General features: G+C 35.4%; 16 protein-coding genes and 3 tRNA genes. 9 read left to right on the forward strand and 10 right to left on the reverse strand.

Annotated features, from left to right (window positions below; all coding sequences use genetic code 11):
* Positions 1–118: 118 nt before the first annotated feature.
* The 9 genes from AC07WY_RS14710 to AC07WY_RS14750 all read right to left on the reverse strand — a co-directional run bounded on the left by AC07WY_RS14710 (position 119) and on the right by AC07WY_RS14750 (position 6,977).
* A tRNA-Met gene (locus tag AC07WY_RS14710) sits at positions 119–195 on the reverse strand.
* 512 nt (positions 196–707) lie between these two features.
* On the reverse strand, positions 708–920 hold the full coding sequence (locus tag AC07WY_RS14715) for a hypothetical protein (protein ID WP_004721987.1): 213 nt from the start codon (positions 918–920) through the stop codon (positions 708–710).
* Between the two features lie 171 nt (positions 921–1,091).
* The gene (locus AC07WY_RS14720) at positions 1,092–1,394 is read right to left on the reverse strand and encodes a hypothetical protein (protein ID WP_262085477.1); all 303 of its coding nucleotides are present in this window, start codon (positions 1,392–1,394) and stop codon (positions 1,092–1,094) included.
* A gap of 1,146 nt (positions 1,395–2,540) precedes the next feature.
* Positions 2,541–2,756 (reverse strand): cold-shock protein, encoded by a 216-nt coding sequence (locus AC07WY_RS14725; RefSeq protein WP_004721990.1) that lies wholly within the window; start codon positions 2,754–2,756, stop codon positions 2,541–2,543.
* A gap of 385 nt (positions 2,757–3,141) precedes the next feature.
* A complete protein-coding gene (locus AC07WY_RS14730; RefSeq protein WP_494736598.1) occupies positions 3,142–3,981 on the reverse strand; it encodes a sterol desaturase family protein in 840 nt (279 codons plus the stop codon).
* A gap of 90 nt (positions 3,982–4,071) precedes the next feature.
* The gene (locus AC07WY_RS14735; RefSeq protein ID WP_494736599.1) at positions 4,072–4,875 is read right to left on the reverse strand and encodes a helix-turn-helix domain-containing protein; all 804 of its coding nucleotides are present in this window, start codon (positions 4,873–4,875) and stop codon (positions 4,072–4,074) included.
* 609 nt (positions 4,876–5,484) lie between these two features.
* Positions 5,485–5,561, reverse strand: a tRNA-Met gene (locus tag AC07WY_RS14740).
* Positions 5,562–6,295: 734 nt separating this feature from the next.
* The gene (locus AC07WY_RS14745; protein WP_004820039.1) at positions 6,296–6,517 is read right to left on the reverse strand and encodes a hypothetical protein; all 222 of its coding nucleotides are present in this window, start codon (positions 6,515–6,517) and stop codon (positions 6,296–6,298) included.
* Between the two features lie 181 nt (positions 6,518–6,698).
* The gene (locus AC07WY_RS14750) at positions 6,699–6,977 is read right to left on the reverse strand and encodes a hypothetical protein (protein WP_494736600.1); all 279 of its coding nucleotides are present in this window, start codon (positions 6,975–6,977) and stop codon (positions 6,699–6,701) included.
* Positions 6,978–8,023: 1,046 nt separating this feature from the next.
* Between AC07WY_RS14750 and AC07WY_RS14755 the strand changes: the two genes are divergently transcribed.
* On the forward strand, positions 8,024–8,758 hold the full coding sequence (locus AC07WY_RS14755) for an energy transducer TonB (RefSeq protein ID WP_494736601.1): 735 nt from the start codon (positions 8,024–8,026) through the stop codon (positions 8,756–8,758).
* A gap of 162 nt (positions 8,759–8,920) precedes the next feature.
* Here AC07WY_RS14755 and AC07WY_RS14760 read toward each other — a convergent pair.
* Positions 8,921–8,996, reverse strand: a tRNA-Arg gene (locus AC07WY_RS14760).
* A 187-nt stretch (positions 8,997–9,183) separates the two neighbouring features.
* Between AC07WY_RS14760 and AC07WY_RS14765 the strand changes: the two genes are divergently transcribed.
* From AC07WY_RS14765 to AC07WY_RS14800, 8 genes are all read left to right on the forward strand, one after another.
* A complete protein-coding gene (locus AC07WY_RS14765) occupies positions 9,184–10,119 on the forward strand; it encodes an ABC transporter ATP-binding protein (protein WP_494736602.1) in 936 nt (311 codons plus the stop codon).
* Positions 10,116–10,889 (forward strand): ABC transporter permease, encoded by a 774-nt coding sequence (locus AC07WY_RS14770; protein ID WP_004820027.1) that lies wholly within the window; start codon positions 10,116–10,118, stop codon positions 10,887–10,889. The genes AC07WY_RS14765 and AC07WY_RS14770 overlap by 4 nt, the downstream gene beginning before the upstream one ends.
* A complete protein-coding gene (gene queF / locus AC07WY_RS14775; protein ID WP_262085472.1) occupies positions 10,889–11,713 on the forward strand; it encodes an NADPH-dependent 7-cyano-7-deazaguanine reductase QueF in 825 nt (274 codons plus the stop codon). Before AC07WY_RS14770 ends, queF begins: the two co-directional genes overlap by 1 nt.
* 17 nt (positions 11,714–11,730) lie before the next feature.
* Positions 11,731–12,381 (forward strand): hypothetical protein, encoded by a 651-nt coding sequence (locus AC07WY_RS14780; protein ID WP_004820022.1) that lies wholly within the window; start codon positions 11,731–11,733, stop codon positions 12,379–12,381.
* Between the two features lie 343 nt (positions 12,382–12,724).
* Positions 12,725–13,867 carry a rod shape-determining protein RodA gene (gene rodA, locus AC07WY_RS14785; protein WP_004722007.1) on the forward strand — a complete coding sequence of 381 codons (1,143 nt, stop codon included), beginning with the start codon at positions 12,725–12,727 and terminating at the stop codon, positions 13,865–13,867.
* A 34-nt stretch (positions 13,868–13,901) separates the two neighbouring features.
* Positions 13,902–14,903, forward strand: a complete 1,002-nt coding sequence (mltB, locus tag AC07WY_RS14790) for a lytic murein transglycosylase B (RefSeq protein ID WP_004820018.1) — start codon at positions 13,902–13,904, stop codon at positions 14,901–14,903.
* A 285-nt stretch (positions 14,904–15,188) separates the two neighbouring features.
* Positions 15,189–15,800 carry a septal ring lytic transglycosylase RlpA family protein gene (locus AC07WY_RS14795; protein WP_004722011.1) on the forward strand — a complete coding sequence of 204 codons (612 nt, stop codon included), beginning with the start codon at positions 15,189–15,191 and terminating at the stop codon, positions 15,798–15,800.
* A 218-nt stretch (positions 15,801–16,018) separates the two neighbouring features.
* Entirely contained in the window at positions 16,019–17,182 is a 1,164-nt protein-coding gene (locus AC07WY_RS14800) for an MFS transporter (RefSeq protein WP_494736603.1), read from the forward strand.
* Positions 17,183–17,296 lie beyond the last annotated feature (114 nt).

Here is a 17,296-nt window from a genome sequence, read left to right on the forward strand (position 1 = left end):
TTCACAGCATTTATCCGCGCTTTAATTATTAAGATCTAAAGCTAACTGATTTAAAAGCATAAAAAAAACCTAGTAAGCATGAAGCAAACTAGGCTATAAACTTTAAATCTTTTTTCGTTGGTAGCGGGAGCTGGATTTGAACCAACGACCTTCGGGTTATGAGCCCGACGAGCTACCAGACTGCTCCATCCCGCATCAACGAAGCACCTTTATACGCCTTAAATACAAGGAATACAACTTTTATTCTATATATGTTTAAAAGAATTATTGATAGGCGTCTAGAGCATTCAAATAGCACCCATTATTGGCTGATTATCGTATGGTCTTTTAGCTTCGAAAAGTGATGACTTAACCTTTTACTTAAGACCAAAAGTCTAATATTTCGATAGAGATCTATTATACTTTTATCCTCATCAAGGCATCTTTCACTCTTACCCAAATAACAATTTAATTAACTCAGTCATTGATATAGCATTAGAAAGCCCACTAAAAAGTGGGCTTATTTTTTGGAGGCGCATGAATGATGTGTGAGTCGCACAGCAATTCAAAAAAAATTATATCAGTCTTTATTTATTAATTAAATTAAACTATGTAACAAAAATTACCCAAAGCGTGCTGTAATACAATGCTTGAAGAAATAGCGCCAGGTTGGAAATAATCTTTTTATAAATTTAAGCAATTAAAAAACCACCCGTAGGTGGCTCGATTTAAATCATAGGTTCTAGAATCTTATAAATTTTACCATTCTTGCTGCTTTCAAAAAGCATTTCAAAGTTAGGACGCAAAAGTTCATTTTCAACAATGATATATTTGATACGTTCATGAGTTTTATTTGGATTTATCACAACATCATCTAATGTTGCCTCAACTGCGTAACACTTTCCAAATTGATCCTTAACATTTATATCAAGTTTATTCATAAAAACACCTTAAAAATTAAATAAAAAACAGCTAAAACTGTCAACAAAACATTCAATGATTATTAAATTTATGCTTATACATCAAACGCACTTTAATATACTGCAAAAACAGTAAATTATTATATTTTTTTTTATTTGCTTACATTTTAAGTGCTTATCCAAAACATTGAATCAGTTACTACTCAAGTTTTTTTTAGCATCTATTGTGTTTATCTGCTTTAAATCATCAATATGAAGATCAAAAATACTTTCAATCATTTTGAGTTTAGAGTCGCTAGAATCTTTGGAATTTTCGATCAACTCTTTTTTTGTTTGCAAAGTAAATTGAAGATATTCTTCATAACTCACTGTTCCATTTTTTATTAGAAAACTGACTAAATTTCCGATGAGCAATCTAGTGACTTGATCACCCTCTAACGTCGCTTCAACCAACTTCCCTGCTAAAATTAACTTTTTCATATCGCGACCATCCATTGTATCTTTCACTTAATTTAACAAATTCATTTTTACTTGTCATATCAATAAAAATATTCATTGCTTAAGTTCGTTCAGATGTATGCTAGCTTTTGGCTTCCATTACTGCAAATGCTTCAATATTGATACTTCAACAATAACACTCAGTTACTTGAATACAATTAAACAATCCCCTTTCTTCGGTACTTGCAAGCCTGTTTTAAAAACCAATATCCACTCTTCTTATATGTACACCAATCATCAACTTCAAAAATAGTTTATTCTAAATAGCTATTATCTAAAGAAAAAAGCCCTACATTTCTGTAAGGCTTTACCTTAATTTTGCGCTGACTAAGGATTTTTGTTATTTATTATTAGTAAAATAACAATTTAAATTTACTTTAAAATTAAATTATCGTCAACCTTTTCATTGCTTGTATAAAAAATACCCACCGATAGAGTAAGTGGGTATATAAACTTGTGATATATGTTTAGCTAAACTTAATTTACATAACAAGAGTCTCACTTTCAATACCATTCATCGGCTATTTAATTTTACAATAATACGAATATCAGAATTTATTCACTCAATGATCGAGACTTCGTATGCTCATAGATAAAGCCTCTATAAAAACAATGAAAAACGCCAGCCAATGCTACGCGCAAAGAAGGGCAAAATTAAATTCTATACAACTGGTTTTAAATATTTTTAAATTAATTCGTTTTAAAATATGGCGTAAAAGAAAAGTCTACTAGATTCTATTCAGTTATCTAAATTATTATGGTTTATCAATCATATTGAACCCAAAAGATACTATACATTTATCTCGACTATTTTACTGCGTTTTTATTATTAAAGAACAGATGTATAGTATCCGTGACCATTGGAGAGAGTGGTCTATAGACAATAAAGAAACGCCATACTAACCTGCATGATGCGGGTTTCTTTTTGTTTATTGATCTAGAAATAGCACAGCAGCTGCACAGTACCCCGAATAGAAAAGACAAGCCTTGCGCAGAAATTGATTAGATTTGCTTAAATTTTTACTGATAGGCGAATGATGGATCTTTTAAACAGGTTCAGTGTTTCAGTATAAATATGAATTAAAATAAAAATTTAGAGTCAAAAAAAGCACGATATCGTGCTTTTTTACAACTTACTCTGAATTATAGCGGAGTAATGTTTACAGCGTTAGGACCTTTAGGACCTTGAGTGATACTGAATTCAACTTGTTGACCTTCAGCAAGAGTTTTGAAGCCAGAGTTAGCGATTTCGCTGAAATGAGCAAAAACGTCTGGACCTGATTCTTGTTGAATGAAACCGAAACCTTTAGTTTCGTTGAACCATTTAACTGTACCTTTAACAACATTTGAGTTTGACATAATCAATCCTACTGAGATTTAAAAAATTTTAAGCCATTTTATGACTAGTGATAACGTCGAAAATAATAAAGAATTGAACTTAAAATCTGAATAAAACGAAGGATTATGACTAAAACTGCGATACTTAGAGAAGATTTACCAAAACATGACTTTTTTCTAGTTGGCTTTACTTTACAGGAAAAAAATAAATAATCAAGCCTTCTTATACATATTTAACTTTATTATGGATAAAGAATGACTTATCTATTTAGAACAGCCCTTTTGCAAGAGCTTGTTCAAATAAATTACTTTTCTCGTTCATTGATAAAAAGTCAATTAACTTTCTATTTCAGAACCAAATACACCAATGTTCCATACATCAATTTTGCTTATGCTTACTTTAGGGTTACTTTTTAAATGGCCAGCGGAGTTGAGCTAAATACTGGTTGGGTATTTGACTACGCACACCAACTTGATCATCTTTAATTCTCTGATCTTCATAGTAAAAACTTCTAAACAAGATATCCCAAAATATGAACACCTCTCCAAAATTCTTACGTCCAAATCCATGCTTGTGATGAATACGGTGTACCTCAGCTACAGCAAAAATATATTTGAAAGGACCAACACGATAATCAATATTTGCATGCTGAAAAAACAAATGCACGGCCATAAATATCATCCAACACCCAATCAGCAAACTTGGAGCACCCAAAAGCGCGAGGATGATCAAACTAGGCCCAGCAAGTACGATTGCACTCAGTGGATGCCGCTTTTCAGAATTTAACCAATATAAACGACGTGATTGATGGTGAATCGCATGCAATTTCCATAAAAACCGATACTTGTGGCTCATGTAGTGCATGAGCCATAGACCAAAATCAATCACCACAGCAACAATCAATATCTGCCAAAATACCGAAATATGGTCGGGCCATAATCGTGGAATAAATCGGAAAAGATCAAACCATTCGATAATTTTTGAGACAGAAACGATCAAAAATAAATTAAAAATTGCATGGATGATATCTGTAACAAAATCTTGATGTGTATCCAACCACTTTGCTTGATAAGGCAAAGAATGCTCAACCCATGCAATCATTACACCACTTAGCAAGATGAACAATATTGAACTTGGCCAATACGGAACTTGCCCTGAGACGATGAACATCATCATCCATACGGTTAACAGCATACAAAGAGGATAAAATAAATATCGCAGAGATATTTTAACAAAAGCGCTCATTTATAACTCCAATCAACAAAATACGTTTTAGGAGTATGCTGACTGGCTGGATAGAAAAATTGAACGAAACCGCTATATCATTTATAGCTTTTAATCTGACAAAAGTAATATTGGCATTTGCTCAATGGATGGAATAAATTTTAATAGTGAAGGTTGAATGCCAAACATTTGTTTGCAGGTTCGACTAAAATGCGCCTGATCAGAAAAATGGGCGTGATGAGCGATGCTGGTTAAATTAATATCCTGATCTATGGTTTGAAAGCTTTGTAATAAGCGTAACCATTTCCGATAACTACGATAAGAAATACCAAAATTGTCACTAAACCAATGACTAAAACGACTTTCTGAAAGATTGAATTGTGAGGCGATTTGTTTCACTGTCAAATTCTGTTGATGGTTGAGAATAAGAAATTTTGCAAGACGCTCTTCTCTAACTGACTGAGCTTTGAAATTAGATTCACTGCAATAACTTAAAAGCTTTTGAAAATATTCAAATGTTTGATTTTGTTCTATAAAATATACTCTAAGAATAGCCACCAAACTTTCAGGCAATATCGTAATCGACGAGTCTGGTTGTAAGTAAGCTTGTAAATAATGCTGAATGACATCAGCAAGAAAATGTGTTTGATCAATATAGATCGAACAGTAAGTTCCTGGTTGCAAATGATGTAAAGTATTTGCTGCGATATAGACTCCACTACTCCATATACAATAATCATCAGCAATAACTTGAATCCGTTCTCCCTGTTGTTTTGCAAAGCTTAACTGATGTGCGTGATGACGATGTGGAGAGTTATCACCCACAGCTCCCTCAAAATAGCCAATGCCATATCCAATTGCTATTCTGCCCATCCAATATTTAGCAGGTAAGTTATATAGATTAGATTGAGCCATAGAATACTTAAGCTAAAAGTGAAAACTCATTAAATAACACTATTCTACTTATCTTCAAATAACCAGCATAAATAAGCAGATGGATTGAGTCCGCTTTTTATATCTTTGCTATTCGATAGTCAAACCACCTAATTATTCATACAAGTATTTTTCATCAAGCCATTGATCACAAATTGATCTTATGTTTTTATATGAACTTTTAGAAACTATTGATTATCAATTCATTTTTGGTATTTTTAACCCTAGATGGTGATCCTACCGTGGGGCGATATGGATGTCGCAGTTGGGCGGGGGTACAGGACGTACCCCTCGCCCAACGGAAGATTTTTGTCAACTTTTCATCTCTGAAAAGTGAGGCATCGCCTACGCAAAGGTATTTAAACTTTGAATGTAAGATGTGGCAGTGCAAGTTTTTTATAATCAAATAATTTTTTCTACATACAATTGATTTAATTAAAAATATTAATTAAGAGAAAATACATTCTTGTGTCTGAGTTTTTTTGGCAGGTTGACTATAAGACGCTTAAATTCAATGCAATAAATTTTAAGCATAAAAAAACCTAGTAAGCATGAAGCAAACTAGGCTATAAACTTTGAATCTTTTTTCGTTGGTAGCGGGAGCTGGATTTGAACCAACGACCTTCGGGTTATGAGCCCGACGAGCTACCAGACTGCTCCATCCCGCATCAACGAAGTGACTTTATACGCCTTAAAGGCAAGTAATACAACCTTTATTCAATATATATCTCAAAAAGCCCAATTTAAGTATTCTATTGACACAATATTTATACTTTTATGCATTGTTTTCCATTTTTAGATAAATATAGAACAGAGAATTTTGGAGTGATTAGATTGAATGTCTTTCGCCAGATCCACAACATCATATTTAACACCAGACATCGTTAATTTTTATCCCATGACCCAAGTTGTTAAATCGCAAAGTTGTTTTAAGCACCTATCAACATATTAAAATTCATAAAAGCCCACCTTTTGATGAGCTTTTAGGTCCATTTGTATTTACTTATACACCCATATCCCTAAAGGGATATTACCAAATAAATGGATAAGTAAGGTAAGAACAATAAACATAGAAAAGAAGAATGCGATGTTTATAGATTTAGATATCATGTAATCACCCTTATTTTATTGTTGTTGATTTTTTATACACTAATAACGTGAAATTTTCAATCATTAATATGGAAAAATAAATCACATTAAAATCTATCGCTTAGTAAGCTGCTTAAATAGAAAAAAATTTTGCAATAATTATTCCCTTCTTTCCTTTTCTTATCGATACTTCCCTGTCTATAAATACCTGTTAAGTATCTATAACAATTTTTGCTATAAAAAAAGACGCTTTAAGCGCCTCACCACAAATTTTATTATTTACTACTCATTTCAACTTATATTGCTTATTCAGCTATTCAATCTCAAAAAAATGCTTTTCTGTGACTATTTTTATCTTTATTTCTTTATAATATCTAATCATTGGGTCATTTGCATCTTTGCTAATTTTATCTAAAAACTTATTCTCTTTCATTAATTTAGAATAAGTTTTATAACCAATAACTAATCTTTGTGGATCCTTACTTTCTTTAAAATCATCAATTTGCTTATTGAGTTCTTTTAGATCGATACCCATGCTGGCTCCCCTCAATTGTTTTAAGCAATATAACACTCATTTATGACATTTTTTTGGCGAGTTAAGAAAAATTAAGCGATTAAAAATGCCTCACATTTCTGCAAGGCATTCTTCAATATTTTGCTCTACCTTTCATCAACCTTTAAAATAGCGGTGACGTCACTCTAGTGACTACATCAATTTATGATTCAGTGATAAATAAGGGATGATTCGCTTTATAAATCGCTAATTTTTTTATTTCATTCTCTAGATAGCCTTCTGGCTCTTCTTTCCATGTCGCTTTTCCACTATCAAAATCCGAGTTACTTAAAGTCCAAGAAGAAATTAAACTGTAAATAAATGTGTTATCAGCAAAAATTAATTTTGTTCTATTGCTCTTATCGCTGGTAAATACTTTGTGTGTAGGTAAGGACCCAAATATACCCATGTGGGTATACAAATATGTAAAGGTTTCATTCATCGTAATGATTACTCTTGTCGTTAATCACTATACTACCGCATTCAGCTCTATTTTATGAACTTTGAGCAAAATTCAAAATCCTTAACCGCTTAAGGATTTTATGAAAAAAACAGCCCACTAAGGCTATGCTATGAATAATTGAAGCATTAAGGAAAAAAAACCTGCATCTTTGGGGAAAGAATGCAGGCAAAAACCGATTATTCGGTAATAGGAGGAATACCTACTATTTTACTAGGGTTTCATTTTATTTGTCAGTGGCAATATATAACAAGTGCTATAGCTTGCTTTTAATTGGTGAAAAATACTCAATATGAAGGTGAATAAAAGACTTAAAATCTATAGATATTTAGCTTAATCACAGTATTACAAATGATTTGATAGATACGTGTTTTACTTAAGTACTTTGTATTCTGCTACTAATTTATGCTTTTTAGAATCAATCTTATCGAGTGGTTGGCTATAAAAAACTTCACCAACAAAGTAACTCTATTTAAAGCATTTCCAAAAGATCATCCAATTTTTCATGTTCAAATTACTTTTATATTTTAAAAATTACGAATAGTCACCCATCAATGACTTATATTGATCAATCCATAACTTTATATGGTTATTTAGACTGAACCATTTTATGCTTTCTTCATCAATACTCTAAGTGATAATTAATTCATTGATAACTACATCAATAATTCAGCGTTCAAACACGCCTTCAATTAGTGGTGTATTCACTAAAAAATATCAGCTTATTGATTTAGAAAAACTGCTGAAAGATCTACCTCAATTTTGTTTGAATTAGCTTAAGCGTTTAATTAACCAATGTTTGATTTAGGCGTGTGCCTAACAAAAATCAGATTCAGGCATTTTACAAAGCTTTTAAAGTTCAGTGTTAACTTAATAATCACTTATGCCTTACAGTCGCATTAGCAATCTGCTGTGGAATTCAGCTTCTAGCTGTAGTAATGAATTGTGTGAAAAATTGCTATAAACTTGAGCACAATAATTTAACTTACAAAGATATTGCATACTAACTTTTATATAAGGTGTACATTTTGAAGCATTTATTTTATATCCCATTTTTGTTTTGTAGTTTATTAACAAATGCAGCAGAAGAATCTCTTGATCTAACAAAAAATAATGGAGTAAGCTGGCGAATAAATCCTAAAATACCAAAAATTATTAATCAGTTTGATACTCCAAATGTATTTGATACTGTGATTCGCTTTGAATCAGATGGAATGGGTAATGTGACATCTGCAAAAGTGATTAGTAGTACTGGAAATGCTAAAACAGATGAATTGATCAAAAATGCAGTTTTAAACGCAAAGCTACGACCATACAAAGAAAATGGAGTACCTACTCGATTCTCAGCAGATCAGCCTTTTCATATAAATGCAACAAATACAAAAAAAGAAAAAATCTATGAATGCAAATTGGTGATAAAGTCAAATGCATACCAAGTTCAACAAAAGTTCAAATCAATAAAAAAAGCCTTGAAGAAAATTGATTTTGTGTATTTAGATGAACCAACCTATCGAAAAAGCCCCTCCTACAGCAAATCGTCGAATACAACAGATTTTGGAGAATTTAAAGTTACCTTTGTTGCCCCTGATGGCGTGATAAAAAGAATTGATCAACGAGAACCAACGATAGAGCACGGTATAGTTCTTAATTCGATTATTGGAATGAAAATAACACCAAAAAAGGATATCTGGAATAAGGGGATGCATGAATATGAGGATACTTTCACAGTAATGAGGCAATGCACTACAGATCCGATTAATTAAAAAAGCACAGCGATTTAGCCGTGTGCTTTCGTGCATAGATAAATTACTGGAAAAGTTAAGTAGATTTACTGATTGGTTTGAATTTAACCAAAATTTTGTTAATACTTTTAATATAAAAGGTTTTGAGACAAATTGGAACAAGAATAAGGAGGTACAGCAAGATGGTACGCCCAGCGGGACTCGAACCCACTCCACAGGCTTCGGAAACCTGTACTCTATCCAGTTAAGCTATGGGCGCTTAAATTGAGAAGGCACATCATAACAAAAAAAACCGCAAGGTAAAGCATTTATAAAACAACTCTTTTCATTGATGCTCATGCTTTAAACAATGTTGCATATTTGCAATGCAGAATTCCTCCTAACTTACTTGGTTTATTTAAAAAGATCGCTCACAATACACACTCCATAAACCAAGTGAGAATTTCATGACTGATGCTCTGACGTTAAGAGATTTATCTAAAACCTATAGAAATGGATTCCAAGCACTCAAAGGAATCAATTTGACTGTTCCAGAAGGAGAGTTTTATGCACTTTTAGGACCAAATGGCGCTGGTAAATCGACAACAATCAGTATTATCAGTTCCTTGGCCCGGAAAACCTCGGGTACTGTGGAAATTTTTGGTCATGATTTAGATACCCATCCTTCACATGCAAAGCAATGTCTAGGTGTTGTTCCTCAAGAATTTAACTTTGGTCAATTTGAAAAGATCTTTGACATCTTAGTCACTCAAGCGGGTTATTACGGCATTTCGCCTAAAATTGCACAACAACGTGCTGAAGAATATTTAGAAAAATTAGGTTTATGGGATAAGCGTAATACTCAGGGGCGCATGTTATCTGGTGGTATGAAACGCCGTTTAATGATTGCGCGTGCCATGATGCATGAACCTAAACTTTTGATCTTAGATGAACCCACTGCAGGTGTAGACATCGAGTTACGCCGTTCAATGTGGGATTTCCTTACAGAAATGAATGAAAAAGGCACTTCGATCATTTTAACCACGCATTACTTAGAAGAAGCAGAAATGCTTTGTCGTCAGATTGCGATTATTGACCGTGGTGTTATCAAAGAAGATACATCGATGAAAGCATTCTTAAACCAATTGAGTGAAGAATCTTTTATTTTCGATTTAGAAAATCCGATTGAACCGATCATGATTGATATCATTGGTGTGAAATTTAATTTGATTGACCCTATGACCTTAGAAGTCACGATGGATAAAGCGCATTCTTTAAATGATTTATTTCAGCTTTTAGAAGCGCAAGGCATTCGTGTTCGCAGTATGCGCAATAAATCAAATCGTCTTGAAGAGTTATTTGTGAAACTGGTTGAGAAAAATCTTGAAGGAGTTGCAGAATGAATTTTACTCAACTACGTATTGCGCTCTATACATTAGTTCAAAAAGAAATCCGCCGCTTTATGCGCATTTGGCCGCAGACCTTATTACCGCCTGCGATTACCATGAGCTTGTACTTTGTGATTTTTGGTAATTTGGTCGGTTCTCGTATTGGGCAAATGGGTGGATTTAGCTATATGCAATTCATCGTGCCAGGTCTCATCATGATGGCGGTGATTACAAATAGTTATGCCAATGTGTCTTCCAGTTTCTTTAGTGCTAAATTCCAAAAAAGCATCGAAGAACTGATCATGAGCCCAGTTCCATTACATATGGTCTTGTGTGGTTATGTGATTGGTGGTGTTGCCCGTGGTGTTCTTGTTGGGGCAATTGTCACAGCAATGAGTTTGTTCTTTACTGACCTTTATATCCATAATATTTTCGTCACGATATATACCGTTATTATTACCTCACTATTGTTCTCTTTAGGTGGTTTTATCAATGCTGTATATGCAAAATCGTTTGACGATATTTCAATTATCCCAACCTTTGTATTAACACCCCTCACCTACTTAGGCGGTGTGTTTTATTCGATTAGTGCTTTAAGTCCATTTTGGCAAAATCTGTCTTTAATTAACCCGATTGTATATATGGTCAATGCTTTCCGTTTCGGAATTTTAGGTCATAGTGATGTCAATGTTTCATTGTCTTTACTTATCGTGACTCTATTCTGTGGCGTACTGTATGCGATTGCCTACTATTTACTTTCTCGTGGTTCAGGAATGCGTGAATAATGTCTGTTGAAAAATCTTTATTGGGTAAAGAAACCGATTACCCAACTACCTATCAACCCGAAATTCTTTTCCCGATCGCGCGTACACAAGCGCGTGAGCAATATGCGGATGTAGCGGGTATATATAAAGGTCAAGATTGGTGGCATGTATTCGAAATTTCTTGGCTCAATAGCAAAGGGATCCCGCAAGTTGCCATTGGGCGTATTGCACTCCCAGCAACATCACCAAATTTGATTGAATCAAAGTCGTTAAAGCTCTACTTTAATAGTATGAACTTTACCCAGTTTGACTCTCATCAAGCTTTTATCAATACCGTTGAAAAAGACTTATCTGCTGCTGCACAAGCCCCAGTGACGCTAACTTTATTTCAAGTTGATGATTTAGAGATTAGCAAACCAACGGGTATTTGTATTGATGATCAAGAACCTGACCAGCTGGTCAATCATCCAGATGCAAGCCTTTTGGCCTTTGATCAAGAAAATGCACAACACGGTGAAAGCGTTGAAATTCAACTGTATTCACACTTATTAAGAAGCAATTGCCCGGTGACTGGACAACCCGATTGGGGTACTGTTTTTATCCGATACCAAGGCGAAAAACCTTGTTATCGTAGTATTTTAGCTTATATTATCTCGTATCGTCAGCATAACGGTTTCCACGAACAATGCGTGGAACAAATCTTTGCCGATATTTGGCAAAATTTAAAACCTGAAAAGCTGATGGTGTATGCAACTTATACACGTCGTGGCGGTTTAGATATTAACCCATGTCGTGTATCTGATGAATCATGGATGCCAAGCCCAATTCGATTGGCGCGACAATAAACATTGAGGTTGAAAACATGCCTTTTTTTGGTTTTGTACCTTCTGAAGAACTATTAAAGAACATTCAGACCGGTATTGAGAAAAAAAACTCTAACGAACCACTTTATCCTTTACGTGATCAAACTGCCTTACTCATTAATGAAGAAATTATTGATACGCTTTTGATTGAACTTGTTCGCCGCTTCCCTGCAAGTGACAAACGAGATACTGCTGAAAAATTAGCAGGCTATGTCAAATCGACTGTTGCTGTGTTACTTAAACAATTATTAAGTAAGGCAGACAATGATGTGGTTCGTCAGTCTGTAGAGTTTTCAGAACGTAGTCTATTTAAAGATCCACAAGGTCAATTCCGTGTCGGTGTGAATTTAGACGCAAGTTTAGTCACCAATCTCAAAAATAGCTTTGCTGAAGTTCAAGCAAATGGGGATGTAAATCGCGCTGTATTGTCTGAACAATTCAAACAATTCTCAGATGCGACGATTAACCATTTTATGCGTGATTTTAATAAAACGCTGGATTTGGGTATGATCAAACGTAAAGCTGCGGATATTGGCGCGTCTGCTGTAGGTAAAGCAGTGCATATGGCAATTGATAAGTTGATTCCAAATTTAAATAAAGATGAAATCACAGCTGTAGCAGAATATTACGATACTTTATTTTTTAATTGATCGTTAAAACTCAATTGGATTTTTAAATATAAAAAATGCCCTTCTTGATAAGGGCATTTTTTTAAATTTATCGAGCTATACTTTTAGCTGTAGTAATTAACCATTAAATTCATGAACTTAAAATCATGATAAAACGCTATTCCTAGATCTATCTAAGACCTATTCAAGTTCAAAACCATTTAATTCAATCTATTTAACCCACTATTTTCTAATTTAAATATTTCACCCTCAAAATAATCACAAAATTCAGCTCATAATTTTGTTGCAAAGTATTGATATTCATTGCCTTCGTGGGGGATTGTGATAGCATGCGCAAAACACATTTCCCGCACAAAATAGACCAATGGCACCAAGCTCTCAATATAAATTTTTACGTCAATCTCCTCGTGATGGTCTGAGTACTGCCATGATCCCCTCACGCTGGCAAAAACTCCATATTGACCCTTGGTTAAGCTTATTTCTAATTTTAAACGCGATGCTCGGTTTAACCGTCCTTTATAGTGCGTCTGCACAAGATATGGGGCTGGTTTCCAAACAAGCCATGAGCTTTGGTATCGGTTTTCTCGTCATGTGTGGTTTAGCCCAAATTCCCCCTAAAGTTTATCAAGCTTTTGCACCTTACTTTTATCTGTTTGGACTGGTCTGCTTAGTCGCAGTTAAAGTGTTTGGTGAGGTTCGCATGGGTGCTCAACGCTGGATTGGGATTCCGGGTTTTGGCAGCGTACAACCCAGTGAGTTTTTAAAAATTGGTATGCCATTGATGATTGCATGGTTTTTATCTCGTAATCCTCTACCGCCTAGTTTTAAAAATGTGTTTTTATCACTGATCATGATTGGCATTCCTTTTATCCTGATTGCAGAACAACCCGATTTAGGTACATCACTGCTCATCTTAGCCAGTGGGATTTTTGTGCTATTTCTAAGTGGTCTTTCTTGGAAAATGATTTTAGGTGCAGTGAGTGCTGTTGCAGTGGTGATTCCAGTCGCTTGGGAATTTCTACTACATGACTATCAACGACAACGTGTTTTAACTTTATTTAATCCAGAAGCTGATGCCTTAGGCACAGGCTGGAACATCATTCAGTCTAAAACAGCGATTGGTTCGGGTGGCTTTATGGGTAAAGGTTATTTGGAAGGCACTCAATCGCACTTACATTTTTTACCTGAAGGCCATACTGACTTTATTATTGCCGCATTTTCTGAAGAATTCGGTCTGATTGGTATCCTACTTCTGATCATCATTTACTTTTGTATTATCTTTAGAACCTTTCAAATGAGTCTACAGTGCTTCCATAATTTTGGGCGCTTGGTTGCTGGTACTTTTGCTTTGTCATTTTTTGTTTATGTATTTGTAAATGCGGGCATGGTCAGTGGTATTTTACCTGTAGTCGGTGTGCCATTACCTTTTATGAGTTATGGTGGTACTGCAATTATTACTTTAATGGCCACTTTTGGCATTGTGATGTCTATACATACACATCGTTAATTTTTTTATCATAAATAATTAGGAAATATAACCTATGTTTACTTTTGGGCTTTTACAGAAGGTTAAAAACATCACTTTTTGTGCAGCTGCATTTTCACTGACCAGTTTCTGCCAAGCCAATGATTTTGCCAGCAACCCTGAATACAATAACTTTAAAGCCAAAACCATGCAAACCTATGGTTTAAGTAGCGAACAAATTGATTGGGCAATGAACGGTTCACGCAATTTACCCAATATCATCAGCATTATGGAACGACCAGGTGAAAGTAAGCCTTGGTACCAATACAAAACTAATTTTTTAGCTGAAGGCACCATCCAACGTGGTGTGCGTTTTAAACAACAATATGCAGATACACTGAATCGCGCAGAACAGCAGTTTGGGGTGCCTCAAGCAATCATCCTAGGCATTCTAGGGGTGGAAACAGGTTATGGCTCAAATAAGGGCTCCTTTATCACCCGTGATGCACTTGCAACCCTCGGTTTTGGTTATCCCCGCCGTGCACAATATTTCCAAGATGAGTTGGGTGCTTTAATTGCATGGTCATATAAAGATGGCGTTCCAACCAATTCGATTGTTGGGTCTTATGCAGGCGCAGTAGGTTATCCGCAATTTATGCCAAGTAATGTGTCTAAATTTGGCGTGGATTACGATGGAAATGGTCATGTTGACTTACGTAACTCTGCGGTCGATGCGATTGGTTCAATTGCCAACTATCTGGCTCAACATGGCTGGCAGCGTGATCGCCCTATTGCATTTTTAGCGCGTTATACAGGGAACAATCCTGAAGCAGTTATTGCAAAAGATTTAACTCAGCCTGTTCCCTATGGATCACTTAAAAATTTAGGGATTTCTCCATTAAATCCAATCGTCAAAATTGATGACTTAGATTTGGTTAATGTGATTCAATTACAGGACAGCAATGGCCCTATTTATTATATTACTTATCCTAATTTTCAAGTGATTACGACATATAATAGAAGCCGTATGTATGCCACCGCTTTATGGCTTTTAGGCACCGAAATTGTAAGTCGTTAAGACTTGCAATTTCCTAAACAATAAATAAGTCAAGATTTTTTTATGTTAATTTGATCACATTTAATACTTTTTTCATACCTTGTTACAATATTGATTATTTTTTAATCAAAACCTGTAAGAATTTGTCCTTTTTGTAACTGTTTCTTAAATAATGCTAGACACATTTATTCCAGCTTGAATATTATCCTTTCCGTTAAATGCAGTTGCACAAGTGAATTTACAGACCTCTATGGTTAATTTTCAGCGACTTAGAAAGTTAAAATTGAGGTTCCAAGGAGTTAAACGATGCATGCTTCACTAAAATATATGATGGCCCTGACCATGGGTCTGAGTATGACGCAGGTCAACTCAGAAATGGTTCAGTCATCATACTTAAACAATGATTCGGATAGTTCGAGTCTAGCTTCTCGTGTGATTAGCAAAGATTCAACAAATTTCAACTCTCATTTTTCAAACCTAAACAGTTTGTCAATTACTGAACGTTCTGGCGATCAAGTCCGTCGTCAAACTATTGCAGCAAAGATTCAAGTTCCTGAAGATGAGCCTTCAGTAATTGATAAACTTAATGAAGTTGCTTCAAACACAGTTCGCAAATTTAGCCAAACTGGTGTTGCATCTTGGTACGGTCGTCAGTTCCACGGCCGTAAAACCGCAAGCGGTGATACATTCGATATGAATGATTTGACTGCTGCACACCGTAGCTTGCCATTAAACTGCTTTATTCGTGTAACCAATAAAGACAATGGTAAAAGCGTAGTGGTTAAAGTCAACGATCGTGGTCCTTTCCATGGTAACCGTGTACTTGACCTCTCTTACGGCGCTGCTAAGCGTTTAGGTATTACAAATTCAGGAACAGCACGCGTTAATATTGAACGCGTAGATGGTCCAAACTCGTAAATCACTGCATGCATTTAACAAAAGCCACTTTCCAGTGGCTTTTTTATTGCAAAAATAAAAATACAGATGTCCGAATTACCCCCTTAACTTTCCAGTTATGCCCCTTTTCTTTCAATGTATTCCAGATAAAATAAAATGTGAGTCGATACAGGATGTATCACTAGACAGTAAAACGAAAACCGAAGTTTAAACTCTAAAAGTAAAAAAGTGAGCCATGCATGGACGTGAACAGCAAAACGCCAAACTTCGCGCATACATCCCTCAGCAAAACCCAAAAAGTAATCGCACTTGGTTTTGCCACGCAAGGCTTGGGTTATGCCAGCGTCATGACTGCACTTCCTACAATCAAAAGCCGATTCAGACTTTCAGATGATCAACTGTCGATTATTATCCTTGGCGTCTGTATTGCAGCAGCACTGGGTTCTATTTTGGCAGATCGACTTGCTGTGAAGTTAGGTTCAAGGCTTGCAATTGTCATTGGCTTGCTATTTGAAGCCATCGGTATTGCAATTGCAGCATTTAGTCCCAGTGTCATGATCATGGTCGCTAGTTTTTTACTTTATGGGCTTGGACTCGGATGTTTAGACGCTGCATTGAATATGCAAGCTGTCATGATGGAACAAAAACTTGGGAAAAGTGCCTTGGGCGGTTTCTTTGCCTGTTATACCGCTGCTGCTTTCCTTGGCGCGTTAATCATGTCTGCGACAGTTTCAACTACACTTGGGGCAACAGCGGCATTGTGCATTGCTGTCGTGATGTGTTTGATTACATCGCAAGTGTCAAAACGTTGGTTATTTCAACAAAAAGAAAATGCTGCCCTACATCCTCAACAACGATCACCAATTCCGCATAAACAATTGCTTATTTTTGGTGTGATCATTCTCATCGCCTTTACTGTCGACTCAGCAATCAGCACGTGGAGTTCAATTTATCTTAAAGATATTTTAGTAAGCTCAGCCACAGTCGCCCCATTAGGTTATGCTGCTTACCAAATGGGTATTTTACTCACCCGTTTAAGTCTAGATTATCTTTTAAAATTTAAAAGCGCTGCATGGGTTGCCTTCATTACAACGCTGATTGGTGCAACAGGCTGTGCCATAGCTGGCTTAGGGCATTCATTGGCGATTGTCATTGCTGGTTTTGCACTGGCTGGTGTTGCGGTAGGTGCATTAGTCCCACTGACATTTTCAGCAGCAGGTCGTTTAGATGAAAATCGACGTGATGAAATTATCGCACGGGTGAATATTTTTAATTATGGCGGGGCTGTAGCAGGAGCTGTAATTGTTGGCTTACTTGCTGCTCCTATCGGTTATGGTCCCTCATTTATTGGTTTAGCACTGGCGCTGTTATCTGTGATTTATTTTAGAAAAAGATTTATTTAGGCTGTATATAAATAAAAAATCGTTTAGGATAAATCAAGATCATTGCTCAAATACAAAACACTTATCATTTTTTAAACACATATTAAACCTATACGCAGATCAAAATCTTTGCTA

It is taken from the genome of Acinetobacter sp. GW821-FHT01C12 (assembly GCF_059422625.1).